The following is a 15,056-nucleotide window of genomic DNA, read 5'->3' on the forward strand; positions in this document are numbered from 1 at the left end:
CATGATAATCGTAGTGTTTTATGATCCAACTTAAGGTTTTTAGCAAATATGCAGCAAAAAAAATCAGCAAAAGATTGGTTTTTATACATAATTGAGTGTGCCAATGGGCATTTATACACAGGGATAACCACTGATGTCGCCCGACGTTTCTCTGAGCATCAGTCATCAGGCCCTTTGGCTGCAAAGTATCTTAAAGGTAAAGGCCCACTAACATTAGTGTATCAAGAGTCATTGAGCTGCCGCAGCAGTGCGACCAAGCGTGAGATAGCAGTAAAAAAATTGCCTAGACATCAAAAGCTAACATTAATTAATCGATTTGATACGTAATGTTATAATGAAATAATCAATAGAATTAGTAAGCTTTAGGCGGTCTCAATTTTTATTAATGATTATGGTAGCGTATTCCTGTTGCGGCTGATGGTGATGTTAAGCGTGAGCACTAATTATCATGTAATTTCATTTAACATTAGCAAACCTTAGCTATCGCGTAGATTGACCTTATTCGCCATCGATAATTTTCAATGGCGATATTTTCGTGTTTATTGGACTTCTCTTATGACTGGATACACTTGATATTGTTGATCGTAATATGGACTGCGCTCATAAAACCAACGCAATCTTGCATCACTGTCACTGGCAAAGCTTTCATCTTGTAATGCCTGCTCAAATTCAGCTTTTAATTGTGGATTTTGTGCGAGCATTTTTACTGCTAAAGGCTCAACAGCATAATCTTCAATGTATTCAGTACGAGTAAAAATAGTGTTGAAAAATCCCCAGAAAAATAATGAATCTTCAGCCTGTGGCTCAAGCAACAATATGGCTAAGTTGCCAAGCGGTTGTGCGGTATCAATTTTAATTGTACCAGCATCGAGTGTTACTTTGACTGTGTCACTGATGGTATCGGCCATTACTGTTTGACGACTTTCATAATCCTGCTGGCCAAATTTAGGGTGCTCAAAGCGATACTGCTCGGCGGTGATCGTTATCGGCTTAACCAAGCTGGTCATTTCTATACCGTGTAATGCTAATTTTTCAATCACGGCTGTCCATTGTGGCGGAATATAATAGGCGTTGGGTCGAGTCACCTGGATGTCAGCTTTCGTATTGCCTATAACAGGCAGGTCTTTATAAAGCTTGGGCTCTGCGGTCCAGCGCACCACATTTGCGCCGCTGATAGCACTTTTTTCAAGCTTGTAATCAATACCTTTAAAGTCCCATGTTGCTTGGGGCTCATCTTTCCAAGTTAATACTATATTACTGGCAAGCCGTTGTTGATCCTGACGAATAGCCGCCGATAAGGTTTTACTGTGTTCTCCTACCGTTTTTAAGGTTTGCTCTAACATTACATAGGTGCCTAAAATGCGTTGTTTAAACGGTTTTAAGCTGTGATTTTCAATTAAGATTGTCGGTAAATGTCGTGCGTCACCATAACCATTTGAAAAACGTGGGCTTGGGTTCCAGTAAGACACACCTTTGTGCATGTCGGTATTGTCATTGGCAAATATCAGTTTACCTGGAATATGATCATTGGCTGACAAAGCTGATTCAATTTCTGGTCTATAAGTGCTATCCAGCCATGCAAATATCTGTGGGCTAGCACCTTGCTTAACGTTATAGCCAAAGGTGACATCATATTGATAGTCAATGCCGTCGGTGACATGCACATCAATATACAGGTCAGGTTGCCATTGGTTAATGACGCTTAACACATGCTGCATTTCAGGCGCATCTGCTTTTACGTAATCTCGGTTTAAATTAAGATTTGTCGCTGTTGTGCGCCAGCCCATATTGATGGGGCCGCGTTGATTTACGCGACTATATTGGCTGCTTCGCTCATGGGCATCAACCGACAGAATAGGAATAAAAAGCAGGTTTGTATTGTCTAATAAGGCTTTTTTGTTGCCATGGGCTATGTCGCGCAGCAACATCATGCCAGCATCTTTACCGTCTATTTCACCAGAGTGAATACCTGCTTGTACCAGCACAGTGGGTTTATTGTTTTCGCTTAATTGATCAGAGGTTGCAGCGCCGTTTTGAGAGGCGATAATCATCCAAATATCTCGCCCTTGCGGACTTTTGCCTATACTGACTTTTTTAAGCATTGAGCTACTTTGCACAAGTTTGTCAAACCAACTTACTGTGTCGGCATAACTGGGGCTGCTAAGATAATTTTGTTGTTCAAATGGCGTTACCCATGGGTGATCATTTGCCACCAACAATGACTCACTCTTACCTTGCCAGGCATGCATTGGCGGCAAAATAGCATCATTAATAAATTGCGCATTTGAGTGTGTATCGGCAAAACATGCTGTCGACAGTAACATCGCGGCAATACTGGTTGATAAAGCTAATCTGTGCATCGTGGCTCGCTTAATATTATTCTTATGAGTTTGAACAGTTTGAAATATTACTTATCATAGCAACGTTTTGGGTGAAATAACCTAGATGTTAAAGCTTGTTACAAAGTTATTAACTTGGCTAATCAGGTACACCTATAGCGGCCGGTGAAGATTAACCCAATAGCCTATTTAATAGGGTAAGTCAGATGATGTTAATCAGAATAGGTTGTTGGTGAGACAGGTTTAAACGGGTAGCGAAAGGGTAAAAAATAAGCCCTAACTAGGTTAGGGCTTATTGGCGGTTAAAATAGTAACCTAAAGCAAGGGGAGTTAAGCTTTAGGTCCAGCATTTTTAATCGCATCTGACACATCGTATTTAACAAAGTTTGCCGCAAACTCTTGGGCAATTTGTTGGGCATACTTATCGTATTCAGCTTTATCAGCCCAAGTGTTAACTGGGTTAAGTAACTTACTATCAACACCTGTAATTGCAACGGGTACCGCTAAATTCAATTTTTCGATATGAACTGTTTCAACATCTTTTAGTTCACCACTAACAATAGCATCAACAATGGCACGCGTTGTTGGTATATCAAAACGCTTACCAACACCATGTGGACCACCTGTCCAGCCTGTATTAACTAAATACACTCGGCTACCGAATGATTCAATACGCTTCATTAACAGTTCAGCGTACACGCCCGCTGGGCGAGGGAAGAAAGGCGCACCAAAACAGGTTGAAAATGTTGATTGAATCGCAGCAGTAGAGCCCATTTCAGTTGAACCCACTTTAGCCGTGTAACCTGACAAGAAGTGATAGGCAGCTTGCTCTTTAGTCAGTATTGAAACTGGCGGTAATACACCAGAGACATCACAGGTTAAAAACACCACTGAGTTTGGCTCTGCGCCACAGTTTTCTTCTTTACGTTGGGCAATATGCTCAAGAGGATAAGCTGCACGGCTGTTTTCGGTTAAGCTGGTATCTGAATAGTCAGGCACGCGGTTAGCATCTAATACGACGTTTTCAAGCACGGTACCAAAACGAATAGCATCCCAAATAACAGGTTCATTCTTTTGGCTTAAATCGATACATTTGGCGTAACAGCCGCCTTCAATGTTAAACACGCCACCCGGTGCCCAACCATGTTCGTCATCACCAATTAAGAAACGTTTTGGATCGGCTGACAAGGTGGTTTTACCTGTGCCTGATAAACCAAAAAATAGGGTAGTATCGCCATCATGACCCACGTTTGCCGAGCAGTGCATTGGTAACACGCCTTTGGCTGGTAGCAGGAAGTTTTGCACCGAGAACATCGACTTCTTCATTTCACCGGCGTATTTAAGACCTGCTAACAAGACTTTACGCTCTGCAAAGTTAAGGATAACCGTTGCTTCAGAGTTGGTACCATCACGCTCTGGCACACAAACAAAGCCTGGCGCATTGATTATTTGCCAAACGTCTTTGTTGCCACGGTTAAAGGTCTCTGGCGTGATAAATAAATTACGTGCGAATATCTGGTGCCATGCATATTCGGTAGTGACTTTTATCGGTAAATAATGGTCATCATCTGCGCCCACTTCAAGTTCAGACATAAACAACTCTTTGTCTGCTAGGTAAGCTTCCACACGGCCCCATAACGCATCAAATTTTCCTGCATCAAATGGGCGGTTAACTTTGCCCCATTCAATTTCACTTTCTGAGCCTGATTCTTTAACAATAAAACGATCGTTAGGTGAACGTCCTGTTCTTTCGCCCGTTTTTGCCACTAATGCACCGTTTGCGGTAAGTTGACCTTCGCCACGAAGAAGCGCTATTTCAACAAGTTGCGCAGTTGTCGGATTAAGGTGAACGCGGTTTGATACATCCGCCATAGTGTAAATCTCCAATTTTATAGGTCGTTTTCGCTCTAAAGCATAAGAAAGAGGTTTTCTGAAAGACTATTATTATATGTCTATGCCGTTCAGATGCTTGATTGTAACGTATGTTGCAAGCGGGGTAACGAACAGTTTGGTAATTTTTTTGAAAGTTTTTCGGGTTTGTCTATTTTTTGCTGAGAACAAAGGTCAAAAAAGGCGTATTTAGCGCCTTTTTTGTGAAACCCTTTCAGCTATTTTTACGTAGTGAGGTTATTGTGCAGTGTCGTTGCTTGGGCTTATGGCATAAATGGAGGCGATGTCGATGCGGTCAAAGGTGTACATTATTGAGCAGTATTCGCAGTTCATATCAATTTTACCTTCTTCAGCTAAAATCTGCTCCACTTCAGTCTGTGGAATAGTACGAATAGCTGCTGAGGTACGTTCGCGTGAACAACTGCATTTAAATGTCACATTTACAGGATCAAATAAACGCACTTCTTCTTGATGATATAAGCGATGTAGCACTTGTTCAGCGTCAAGGGTGAACAATTCATCAGCTTTAATTGTGGCAGTAATTGCTGATAAGTGCTCATAGTCTTCATTTTCAGCTGATTTAGAAGGTAATACCTGTAACAACATTCCCGCCGCTTGTTGACCGTTGGCAAAAAGCTGAATTTGAGTCGGTAGCTGCTCTGACTGGTTAAAGTATTCTTCTAAACAGGCCGCCATATTCGAGTGGTCTAATGACACAATACCTTGATAACGCTCACCTTCATCCGGTGTTAGGGTTATCACCATATAGCCTTTGCCCATCATATCTTGCAGGCTAGCATCAGCGGCAATATCACCTTTCCAGCGTGAAACGCCGCGTAATACTTGCTTGTTATTGCCATTAATGACCGCTAATGATACTGGGCCGTCACCTTGTAACTGGACGCTGATATCACCAGAAAATTTAATTGTGGCTGTCAGTAAAGAGGTTGCTGCCATCAATTGACCTAATAAATGCTGAACCGCTACAGGATAATCATGGGCGGATAGTACTTGTTGGTAACAATCTTGTAATTGAACAATTTCACCACGGACATCAGCGTTATCAAACAGGTAGCGGTGTAATATATCGTTAGTCATCACGTATCTCTTCTGTAATAAGTCGATTAATTGATTAATCGTCTAATTCTATAATTCTTTGAAGCGCATAAGCTGTCTGCGCTGTTTTTTATCCGGTTTATGGTCTGGAACCGGATTGTTTAGCATGTTCAATCGTCTTGCTTCGGCGTTAAACTCACGTTTAATAATGCTTTGTTCGGTTTCTTGATAAAGTGTTTGGGCAATTTCAGCACCTTGGCGTTGCTCCGATAACTTTACAATAACAACTTCTCTATCGTCGTGACCTTGGCGAATGCGTATTTTACAACCCAGCTCAGCATTCTTACTGGATTTAGTACGTTGTCCATTGTAATGTACTTTGCCGCCATTAATCATGTCTTTGGCTAATGCGCGGGTTTTGTAAAAACGAGCTGCCCAAAGCCATTTGTCGAGCCTAATAGTGGATTTATCGGACTTATTGTCTTTCAAAGCGCCTCCCTAAACTGGACTGAGTTCACAAGCTGATTCATTTTACCGTCATATCGATAAAGTATCATCGTAAAAAGCGGCCGACCTCACACCCTTTTCTGGCGCGTAAAGTTAGCATATTTGGGCGTATTTCGCCAATTGATCTGCTCTGGGCTTGTTGCTTATTGCTGTGTGAGTTAGCATGGGTAGCTATAACTAAATTACAACATAAAACAGAGGCCTGTACTGTAAAAGTATAGAGGGTCCAAAACCTATGGATTTATTAGATAAACTGATCACTAAAGCTGCCGTTATTCCTCACAAACAAGTGAGTAATATCGTCTTTGGCTTAGGTCTTATAATTGTGTTGCTGCTTGCTGCACAAATTACATGGAAGTTAATGCCCGTGTCTGATAATCAGGCAAATTGGCAACCCTCTCCTGTGTCGGCCTCTTCCGCCAAGCGTGTGGAGCTTGATGCTGTACGCAATTTATTATTGTTTGGTCAAGTTAATAACAATAATAGTCGGCCTAAGGCAGAGGTCGTTGAGCAAATCACTGACGCACCTAAAACCAATTTATCAATTTTATTAACGGGTGTGGTTGCATCAACATCAGAGCGACATGGCCTGGCTGTTATTGAATCTAGCGGCAACCAAGACACCTACAGCCTTGGCGATAAAATTAAAGGGACGTCTGCTTCACTTAAAGAAGTCTACGCCGACCGCATCATTATTACTAACTCGGGGCGCTATGAAACCTTGATGTTAGATGGCTTAGCATACACCACGCAAAGTAATGTTAATCAGCAGCTCCAGCAGGCTAAAATTAACTCGCGTGATGTTAGGCAAGTGGACATGCGCAACAGTGAGCTTTCTGCTGAATTGGCTCATTCACGTGATGAGTTGCTGTCTGACCCAAGTAAAATTACCGATTATATTGCCATTTCCCCCGTTCAAAGAGACGGAGAAATAGCCGGGTATCGTTTAAATCCAGGTAAAGATGCGGAACTGTTTAAACAGGCAGGGTTCCAACCGAGTGATTTAGCTAAATCAATTAACGGATTTGATCTGACCGAAATGAGTCAGGCATTAGAAGTGATGGCGCAGTTGTCTGAACTGACAGAAATGTCGGTGATGGTCGAACGCGAAGGACAATTGGTCGAAATCATGTTTAGTTTGCCACAATAATTAGTGGCATTAGGGGAATAAGAATAATGAATAACAAAGGACTTCGACACAAGATTATTGCAGGCATGATTGCTGGTGCTGCGATGCTCGCTTCCCATGGCGCTTGGTCGGAACAATATGCTGCCAACTTCAAAGGAACTGACATACAAGAGTTTATTAATATTGTCGGTAAAAACCTGAATAAAACTATTATTGTCGATCCTACAGTGCGCGGTAAAATTAATGTGCGTAGTTATGATCTGTTAAATGACGATCAGTATTACCAGTTTTTCCTCAATGTGCTGCAAGTCTATGGTTATGCCGTGGTTGAAATGGAAAACCATGTCATTAAAGTCATTAAAGATAAAGACGCTAAAACTGCTGCAATTCGTGTTGCTGATGACTCTACTCCTGGCTTAGGTGACGAAATGGTGACGCGTATTGTGGCTCTATACAATACCGAAGCTAAGCAGCTTGCACCGCTATTGCGCCAATTAAATGATAACGCGGGTGGCGGTAACGTTGTTAACTATGACCCATCAAACGTATTAATGATTTCGGGGCGAGCCGCTGTTGTTAACAAGTTGGTGGATATTGTGCGCCGCGTTGACAAACAGGGTGATACCGCAGTTCAAGTGGTGTCATTAGAGTTTGCTTCGGCGGGTGAAATTGTTCGCATCATTGACACCCTTTACCGTTCAAGTGCTAATCAATCACAATTACCTGGCCAAGCACCTAAAGTGGTTGCCGACGAGCGCACCAATGCTGTGATTGTCAGTGGTGATGAAAAAAGTCGTCAACGCGTAGTTGAGTTAATTAAACGTTTAGATGCAGAGCAAGCCAACACCGGTAATACCAAAGTACGTTATTTACGTTATGCCAATGCTGAAGATTTAGTCGAAGTGTTAACCGGTTTTGCGCAAAACTTACAAAGTGATAAAGACGGTGCTCAACAAGCTGGTGGCAGTAAGCGCCGTAGCGAAATTAATATTATGGCCCACGCTGACACCAATGCCTTGGTGATCAGTGCTGAACCCGATCAAATGCGCACCATCGAAAGCGTGATAAACCAACTCGATATTCGTCGTGCACAGGTATTGGTTGAAGCCATTATCGTTGAAGTTGCCGAAGGCGATGATGTTGGTTTTGGCATTCAATGGGTTACCGAAGCCGGTGGCGGCACTCAGTTTAATAACCTAGGCCCAACGATTGGTGAGATTGGTGCGGGTATATGGAATGCACGCGAACAAGAAGGTACTTTTATTACTAATCCAAGTACAGGTGAGGTAATTGGTCAAAACCCAAGTTCTCAGGGCGATATTACTTTACTGGCACAGGCTTTAGGCAAAGTAAATGGCATGGCCTGGGGCGTTGCTATGGGTGACTTTGGAGCACTTATTCAAGCGGTATCAAGTGACACTAATTCAAACGTGTTGGCAACGCCGTCAATTACCACTCTTGATAACCAAGAAGCCTCGTTTATTGTTGGTGATGAAGTACCTATTTTAACCGGCAGCCAAAATTCCAGTAACGGTAACAGTAACCCTTTTCAAACCGTTGAACGTAAAGAAGTGGGCGTTAAATTAAAGGTCGTACCGCAAATTAACGAAGGGACTTCGGTTAAGCTAACGATTGAGCAAGAGGTGTCAGGCATTAACGGTAAAACCGGTGTTGATGTGACATTTGCGACTCGCCGCTTAACTACGACTGTTATGGCTGATTCTGGTCAAATTGTGGTACTGGGTGGCTTAATCAGTGAAGAAGTTCAAGAAAGCGTGCAAAAAGTGCCGTTTTTAGGTGATCTGCCTATTATTGGTCATCTCTTTAAATCGTCTTCAAGCGGTAAGAAAAAGAAAAATCTAATGGTGTTTATTAAGCCAACCATTATCCGTGACGGTATCACCATGGAGGGCATAGCGGGTCGTAAGTATAACTATTTCCGTGCACTGCAACTTGAACAGCAACGTGGCGGTATCAACTTAATGCCTGACTCTAATGTGCCAATTTTGGACGAGTGGGATCAAGACACTTATGTTCCGGATGACGTTAACCAGGTACTTGAACGTTATAAAAATGGTAAAGGGTTAGAAACCCAAATGCGTGAAACTGACCCGGCATTAAGAAGCATTAATGAAAGCAAACAAACAAATGATCTAAATGATAGTGAGCAAAATGATGACTGATATCGCAGCGGATCCGTTGGCGCAGGCATCTCAAGAGTTAGCGCTAGAAGTGGAAGGCGATGAGGTCTTCCACTCTAATAGCAAAGAGCGACTACCGTTCACGTTTGCCCACCGTTTTCAATTGGTGCTGGCGAAACAAGATGAGCTGTTGTCGTTGTTTTACACTGAGGCGACCCCTATTGAAGCCATGCTTGAGGCGCGTCGTTATACAGGACAAGATTTACCCTTATTCAAATTGGAAAAAACCACTTTTGAAGCTAAGTTAACCCAAGCTTATCAGGCCAATTCGTCAGAAGCACAACAGCTTATGGAAGATATTGGTAACGAGATGGACTTGTTTACCTTAGCTGAAGAGTTGCCTCAAACAGAGGATTTGCTCGAAGGTGATGATGATGCGCCAATCATTAAGTTGATTAACGCTTTGTTATCCGAAGCCATTAAAGAAGAAGCCTCTGATATCCATATTGAAACCTATGAGAAACAACTTATTGTTCGTTTCCGTATTGACGGTGTGTTGAAGGAAGTTTTAAAACCAAACCGCAAGTTATCTTCTTTACTAGTGTCACGTATTAAAGTGATGGCACGATTAGATATTGCCGAAAAACGTGTACCACAAGATGGACGTATTTCGCTGCGTATTGCTGGACGTGCGGTCGATGTACGTGTTTCGACCATGCCATCAAGTCATGGCGAACGTGTGGTGATGCGTCTGTTAGATAAAAATACCGGTAACCTTGATTTACAGCAATTGGGCATGACACCCGGTATTCGCGAGCAATTCGATCAACTTATTCGTAAGCCCCATGGCATTATTTTGGTGACCGGTCCAACAGGTTCAGGTAAAAGTACTACCTTGTATGCTGGCTTGACTGAAATCAACTCCAAAGACACCAATATCTTAACCGTTGAAGATCCTATCGAATATGAATTAGAAGGTGTGGGCCAAACTCAGGTTAACAATAAAGTCGACATGACGTTTGCCCGAGGTTTACGCGCCATATTACGTCAAGACCCCGATGTGGTAATGATAGGCGAAATCCGCGACTTAGAAACCGCACAAATTGCCATACAAGCATCACTTACGGGTCACTTAGTGATTTCAACCTTACATACCAATACCGCTTCTGGTGCGATTACGCGCCTGCAAGATATGGGCGTAGAACCTTTTCTGGTTTCATCTAGTTTACTGGGCGTATTAGCGCAGCGACTTATTCGTACCTTATGCCCTAAATGTAAAGAATCGCATGTGCCCGATGAGCGTGAACGTGAATTGTTAGGCATAACCGCCAATGACACACGGGTTATATTCCGCGCCAAAGGGTGTAAAGCCTGTGGCGAAAATGGTTATCGTGGCCGTACCGGCATTCATGAACTGCTGGTGGTTGATGATAACGTGCGTGAACTTATTCACGGTGGCCGTGGTGAGCTAGCCATTGAAAAATATGTCCGTAAAACCATCCCAAGTATTCGTCATGACGGCATGAGCAAAGTGCTGGCAGGCTTAACGACATTAGAAGAAGTACTACGCGTCACTCGCGAGGAATAATCAATGGCAGCGTTTGAATACAAAGCCCTTGATAAAAAAGGCAAGCAACAAAAAGGGGTGATAGAAGCCGACTCGGCGCGTCATGCCCGTAGTCAATTACGTGAGCAACGCCTAATGCCGGTAGAAATACAGCAAGTGGCAGACAAAGAGGCTCGTTCACAAAGTGGCGGTTTTAGTTTTGGTAACTTATTTAAGAAACGTATTTCTGTCGCGGAATTGGCGTTAATTACCCGACAAATTGCCACCTTAGTTGCCGCGGGTTTACCGATTGAAGAAGCCTTAAAAGCTGTGGGGCAACAATCTGAAAAAGCCCGTTTAGGTAATATGATTATGGCGGTTCGCTCACGGGTGGTCGAAGGTTATAGCCTTGCTGACTCAATGGCGGAATTCCCCCATGTATTTGATGACTTATATCGCGCTATGGTGGCGTCGGGTGAAAAATCTGGCCATTTAGAAGTAGTGTTAAATCGTTTAGCCGATTACACCGAGCGCCGCCAACAATTGAAATCAAAACTGACTCAGGCAATGATTTATCCTGCGGTACTGACCACGGTTGCCATTGGCGTCATTGCGGTATTATTAGCTGCAGTCGTACCTAAAGTGGTTGGTCAATTTGAACATATGGGCCAAGAGTTACCCGGCACAACCCAGTTTTTAATTCTTGCCTCTGACTTTGTGCAAAACTACGGTTTTATTCTTGTTGGCGTGATTGTCGCCTTGTTTGTTGTACTTAAACGCTTATTAACTCAGCCAGCAATGCGGATGAAGTTTGATTCATTACTATTGAAACTTCCTGTGATTGGTAAGGTCAGTAAGAGTATCAATACCGCACGATTTGCTCGAACCTTAAGTATTTTATCCGCTAGTGCGGTGCCATTATTAGATGGTATGCGTATTGCCAGTGAAGTACTGCAAAATGTGAAAGTGCGTGCTGCCGTTGATGATGCCGGTGCTAGAGTGCGCGAAGGCACCAGTTTAGGCGCAGCATTAACCAACACTAAGCTTTTTCCCGCTATGATGCTGTATATGATCGCTTCGGGTGAAAAAAGTGGCCAGCTAGAAAATATGTTAGAACGTGCGGCAGATAACCAAGACCGTGAATTTGAATCTAACGTCAATATTGCTATCGGCGTATTTGAGCCGCTGCTTGTTGTTAGCATGGCAGGTGTAGTGTTATTTATTGTAATGGCAATTTTACAACCTATTTTAGAGCTCAACAATTTAATCAGCGGTTAATGCAAAGTCTTAACCCAAATCATATTAACAACACTGTTTTAGAGGAAGTATTCAATGCAAAAGCAAACCAAACAACGTGGTTTTACCTTACTTGAGGTCATGGTTGTTATCGTTATTCTAGGTATTTTAGCCTCAATGGTTGTTCCAAACTTAATGGGTAACAAGGATAAAGCTGATCAGCAAAAAGCGGTATCTGACATCGTTGCACTCGAAAACGCATTAGACATGTATAAGCTAGATAACAGTGTTTATCCAACCACAGATCAAGGTTTAGATGCATTGGTTCAAAAACCGTCATCATCGCCAGAGCCACGTAACTACCGTGATGATGGCTATGTAAAACGTTTGCCACAGGACCCATGGCGCAACGAATATTTATTATTAAGCCCAGGTGAAAATGGCAAGTTAGATATCTTTAGCGCAGGTCCAGATGGTCAACCAGGTACTGAAGATGATATCGGTAACTGGAATTTACAAGATTTCCAATAAACCATGCATAAATATCGTCAATCTGGTTTTACGCTACTAGAAGTCTTGCTTGTTGCATTATTGATGGGGCTAGCCGCTGCGGCTGTTACCCTATCAATGGGCAGTGCTGGGCCTGAGCAAGAGTTAAAAAAGCAAGCTCAACGCTTCATGGCTGCAGTAGAATTAGTACTCGATGAAACCGTGTTAAGTGGCCAATTCATTGGCATAGTGGTTGACGAAAGCGCATATCAATTTGTGTATTATAAAGATGCTAAATGGGAACCCATAGAGCAAGATAAGCTGTTATCTGTTCATGATTTAGCGCCAGGAATGACGCTTAATGTAGTGTTAGATGGTATGCCTCTTGACCAAGAGGATGAGCAACAAGACTCTTGGTTTGATGAGCCCTTTATTGACGAGCCCAGTGCTGAAGATAAAAAGAAAAATCCTGAACCTCAAATTCTGTTGTTTCCAAGCGGTGAGATGACCCCATTTGAGCTGAACTTTTCAATAAACGATGAAAACCGACAACCTATTGATGTATTAGTTGTGGGTGATGCATTAGGGCGATTATCGATAGGGCGTTTTGATGAAGAACTCTAAAGGCATGACCTTACTAGAAGTGATTGTCGCCTTAGCAGTATTTTCTATTGCAGCTGTGTCAGTCACAAAAAGTTTAGGCGAGCAAATGGCTAACATGCCCATTTTAGAAGAGCGAACCTTAGGGCAATGGGTTGCCAGTAATCAAATGGTTGAGGCGCGCTTGCCGGATAAGTTTCCCGACATTGGTTCAAAAGATGGCCAAGTAGAGCTGGCCGGTGAAGAGTGGTATTGGCGTCAAGAAGTGATAAAAACCACCGATGATAATTTCAGAATGATCCGAGTCAGTGTGAGTAAAGATCAGCGTTATACCCGCATAGTGGCACAAGTGAGTAGTTATGTTCACAACCGCGGTTAAAGGCCATAAAGGTTTTACCTTACTTGAGATGCTTATTGCTATCGCTATTTTTGCGATGATTGGCCTTGCAGCAAACTCAGTGTTGTCGACCGTAATGAAAAACGATGAAGTGACCAAGGCTTTCTCCGTTCGTTTAAAAGCGTTACAACAAGGTTTTGGCGCAATTGAGCGAGATTTGGGTCAAATAGTTGCGCGTACATTTCGCGGCTTAGATGGTGAACGCAGTAACAGTTATTTTCAAAGTGGTGACAACCTACTTGAGTCAGAAACTGAAGCATTGGTGTTTTATCGGTTAGGTTGGTTAAACCCTGATGGTATTTTACCCCGAGGCAGTATCCAGTCGGTTGCCTATGTTGTGCAAGGTGGTCGCTTAGAGCGTTGGTATTATCCTTACCCAGAGCCTGAAAGTGGTGCAGAGCCATTAAAAACACTTATTATTGAAAATGTATTATCAATAGAATATTCATTTTATATTAATGATAAATGGGAGCGAAAAACCGATGGCACCACCATGCCAAAAGGGATTGCGATTAACTTAGAAATTGAGGGCTTAGGAAAAATTCAACGCCAGTTTTTATTGCCCAAAGGTGCATCAGCACCCAAACCTAGCGACAAAAATGATTCTAATAATGGATCAAACGGTAATAATGAGTCAGACAAAGATAAAGTTGACGATGGTACGAATAATGGTGATGGAACTGATGATAATGGCCGTAATGTCGGCAATGGTAATGATGGTGGACGAGGTTGATGGGGCGTCATAAGCAGCAGGGCGTAGCCATGATAGTGGTGATTTTAATTGTTGCTGTGGTAGTCACAATTGCCACTAACATCACCAGTCGCAACCAGCTCTCAATGCGTCGTACACTTAATTTAGCGCAATATGATCAGGCTTATTGGTATGCCCTGTCCGGCGAAGAGTTGGCAATGAAAGTGCTCAAGCAAGACTTTGAAGATGCCGACGGTAATATCGTTCATCGCCAGCAATATTGGGCATTAGCCGACGTGATTTTTCCTGTTGAAGACGGCCAAATTGCCGGTGAAATACAAGATATGCGTGCCTGTTTCAACTTGAATGCCGTAGGGCTTGAGTCAAAAGAAGTTGAAAATGGGCAGCCAAAATTAACCTTGGCGGCTAAGCAATTTCAAGGGTTATTAATTGCCCTAGGCATGGATGAGTTTGGTGCAGAGCGTTTAACGCATACCCTAAAAGATTATATTGATGAAGATACTTTATCGGGTCCATTTGGTGCAGAAGATGCCGAATATGAGTCTCGAAAAGTACCGTATCGTGCAGCGAATACATTAATGCAGCATCGTAGTGAGCTTCGTGCAGTGCTGGGCTTTACCCAAGATATATATGTAACACTATTACCCTATATTTGTGCGATACCCGGTGATGATCGCCAATTGCTCAATGTGAATACGATTGAAGTTGAACAAGCGGCGTTAATGGTAGGCATGTTGGATAATCAGATTTCTATTGCCGATGCCGAAAATATTATTAACCAGCGACCTGCAGATGGTTTTGAAAAAATAGAAGATTTTTGGGATAACTCCTCTGTAAGAGGGATAAAATCTGAAGCGACTCTTCGTTCAAGTTTTGTGATTACGAGTGATTACTTTTTACTGCACTCAGGTGCCAAAGTAGATAATGCAATATTCAGAATGGACAGTGTATTAAAGCGCAGTGGCAATAATTTAGATGTCATCACTCGCCAATACGGTGGCCAACAATAATAAC

The 15,056-nt window shown here is 42.7% G+C and carries 14 protein-coding genes; 10 read left to right on the forward strand and 4 right to left on the reverse strand.

The window, feature by feature from the left end; translation table 11 throughout:
* Positions 1-48: 48 nt before the first annotated feature.
* A complete protein-coding gene (locus tag ACRWQM_RS00280) occupies positions 49-327 on the forward strand; it encodes a GIY-YIG nuclease family protein (protein WP_434930871.1) in 279 nt (92 codons plus the stop codon).
* 212 nt (positions 328-539) lie between these two features.
* Here ACRWQM_RS00280 and ACRWQM_RS00285 read toward each other — a convergent pair whose 3' ends face one another.
* From ACRWQM_RS00285 to hslR, 4 genes are all read right to left on the reverse strand, one after another.
* Positions 540-2,360, reverse strand: a complete 1,821-nt coding sequence (locus ACRWQM_RS00285) for a M14 family metallopeptidase (protein WP_434930872.1) — start codon at positions 2,358-2,360, stop codon at positions 540-542.
* A gap of 309 nt (positions 2,361-2,669) precedes the next feature.
* Positions 2,670-4,232 (reverse strand): phosphoenolpyruvate carboxykinase, encoded by a 1,563-nt coding sequence (locus tag ACRWQM_RS00290; RefSeq protein ID WP_434928891.1) that lies wholly within the window; start codon positions 4,230-4,232, stop codon positions 2,670-2,672.
* 234 nt (positions 4,233-4,466) lie between these two features.
* Positions 4,467-5,327 carry an Hsp33 family molecular chaperone HslO gene (hslO, locus tag ACRWQM_RS00295; protein WP_434927591.1) on the reverse strand — a complete coding sequence of 287 codons (861 nt, stop codon included), beginning with the start codon at positions 5,325-5,327 and terminating at the stop codon, positions 4,467-4,469.
* Positions 5,328-5,375: 48 nt separating this feature from the next.
* Complete coding sequence (gene hslR / locus ACRWQM_RS00300; RefSeq protein WP_226412436.1) at positions 5,376-5,774, reverse strand: ribosome-associated heat shock protein Hsp15; 399 nt, start codon at positions 5,772-5,774, stop codon at positions 5,376-5,378.
* A 253-nt stretch (positions 5,775-6,027) separates the two neighbouring features.
* Between hslR and gspC the strand changes: the two genes are divergently transcribed.
* From gspC to gspK, 9 genes are read left to right on the forward strand one after another with little or no spacing between them, the layout of a single operon-like run.
* Positions 6,028-6,942: a type II secretion system protein GspC gene (gene gspC / locus ACRWQM_RS00305; RefSeq protein WP_434927590.1), complete on the forward strand. Its 915-nt coding sequence runs from the start codon at positions 6,028-6,030 to the stop codon at positions 6,940-6,942.
* A 26-nt stretch (positions 6,943-6,968) separates the two neighbouring features.
* The gene (gene gspD, locus ACRWQM_RS00310; RefSeq protein ID WP_434927589.1) at positions 6,969-9,104 is read left to right on the forward strand and encodes a type II secretion system secretin GspD; all 2,136 of its coding nucleotides are present in this window, start codon (positions 6,969-6,971) and stop codon (positions 9,102-9,104) included.
* Positions 9,097-10,650: a type II secretion system ATPase GspE gene (gspE, locus tag ACRWQM_RS00315; protein ID WP_226415791.1), complete on the forward strand. Its 1,554-nt coding sequence runs from the start codon at positions 9,097-9,099 to the stop codon at positions 10,648-10,650. Before gspD ends, gspE begins: the two co-directional genes overlap by 8 nt.
* 3 nt (positions 10,651-10,653) lie before the next feature.
* Entirely contained in the window at positions 10,654-11,886 is a 1,233-nt protein-coding gene (gene gspF / locus ACRWQM_RS00320; RefSeq protein WP_434930873.1) for a type II secretion system inner membrane protein GspF, read from the forward strand.
* A 54-nt stretch (positions 11,887-11,940) separates the two neighbouring features.
* Positions 11,941-12,375, forward strand: a complete 435-nt coding sequence (gspG, locus tag ACRWQM_RS00325) for a type II secretion system major pseudopilin GspG (protein ID WP_226412444.1) — start codon at positions 11,941-11,943, stop codon at positions 12,373-12,375.
* A 3-nt stretch (positions 12,376-12,378) separates the two neighbouring features.
* Positions 12,379-12,957 carry a type II secretion system minor pseudopilin GspH gene (gene gspH / locus ACRWQM_RS00330; RefSeq protein ID WP_434930874.1) on the forward strand — a complete coding sequence of 193 codons (579 nt, stop codon included), beginning with the start codon at positions 12,379-12,381 and terminating at the stop codon, positions 12,955-12,957.
* Positions 12,944-13,312, forward strand: a complete 369-nt coding sequence (gspI, locus tag ACRWQM_RS00335) for a type II secretion system minor pseudopilin GspI (RefSeq protein WP_434930875.1) — start codon at positions 12,944-12,946, stop codon at positions 13,310-13,312. Before gspH ends, gspI begins: the two co-directional genes overlap by 14 nt.
* The gene (gene gspJ, locus ACRWQM_RS00340) at positions 13,293-14,063 is read left to right on the forward strand and encodes a type II secretion system minor pseudopilin GspJ (RefSeq protein ID WP_434930876.1); all 771 of its coding nucleotides are present in this window, start codon (positions 13,293-13,295) and stop codon (positions 14,061-14,063) included. The genes gspI and gspJ overlap by 20 nt, the downstream gene beginning before the upstream one ends.
* Complete coding sequence (gene gspK, locus ACRWQM_RS00345; protein ID WP_434930877.1) at positions 14,063-15,052, forward strand: type II secretion system minor pseudopilin GspK; 990 nt, start codon at positions 14,063-14,065, stop codon at positions 15,050-15,052. Before gspJ ends, gspK begins: the two co-directional genes overlap by 1 nt.
* The last annotated feature ends 4 nt before the right edge of the window (positions 15,053-15,056 follow it).

It is taken from the genome of Shewanella sp. HL-SH5 (assembly GCF_051163755.1).
Classification (GTDB): domain Bacteria; phylum Pseudomonadota; class Gammaproteobacteria; order Enterobacterales; family Shewanellaceae; genus Shewanella; species Shewanella glacialimarina.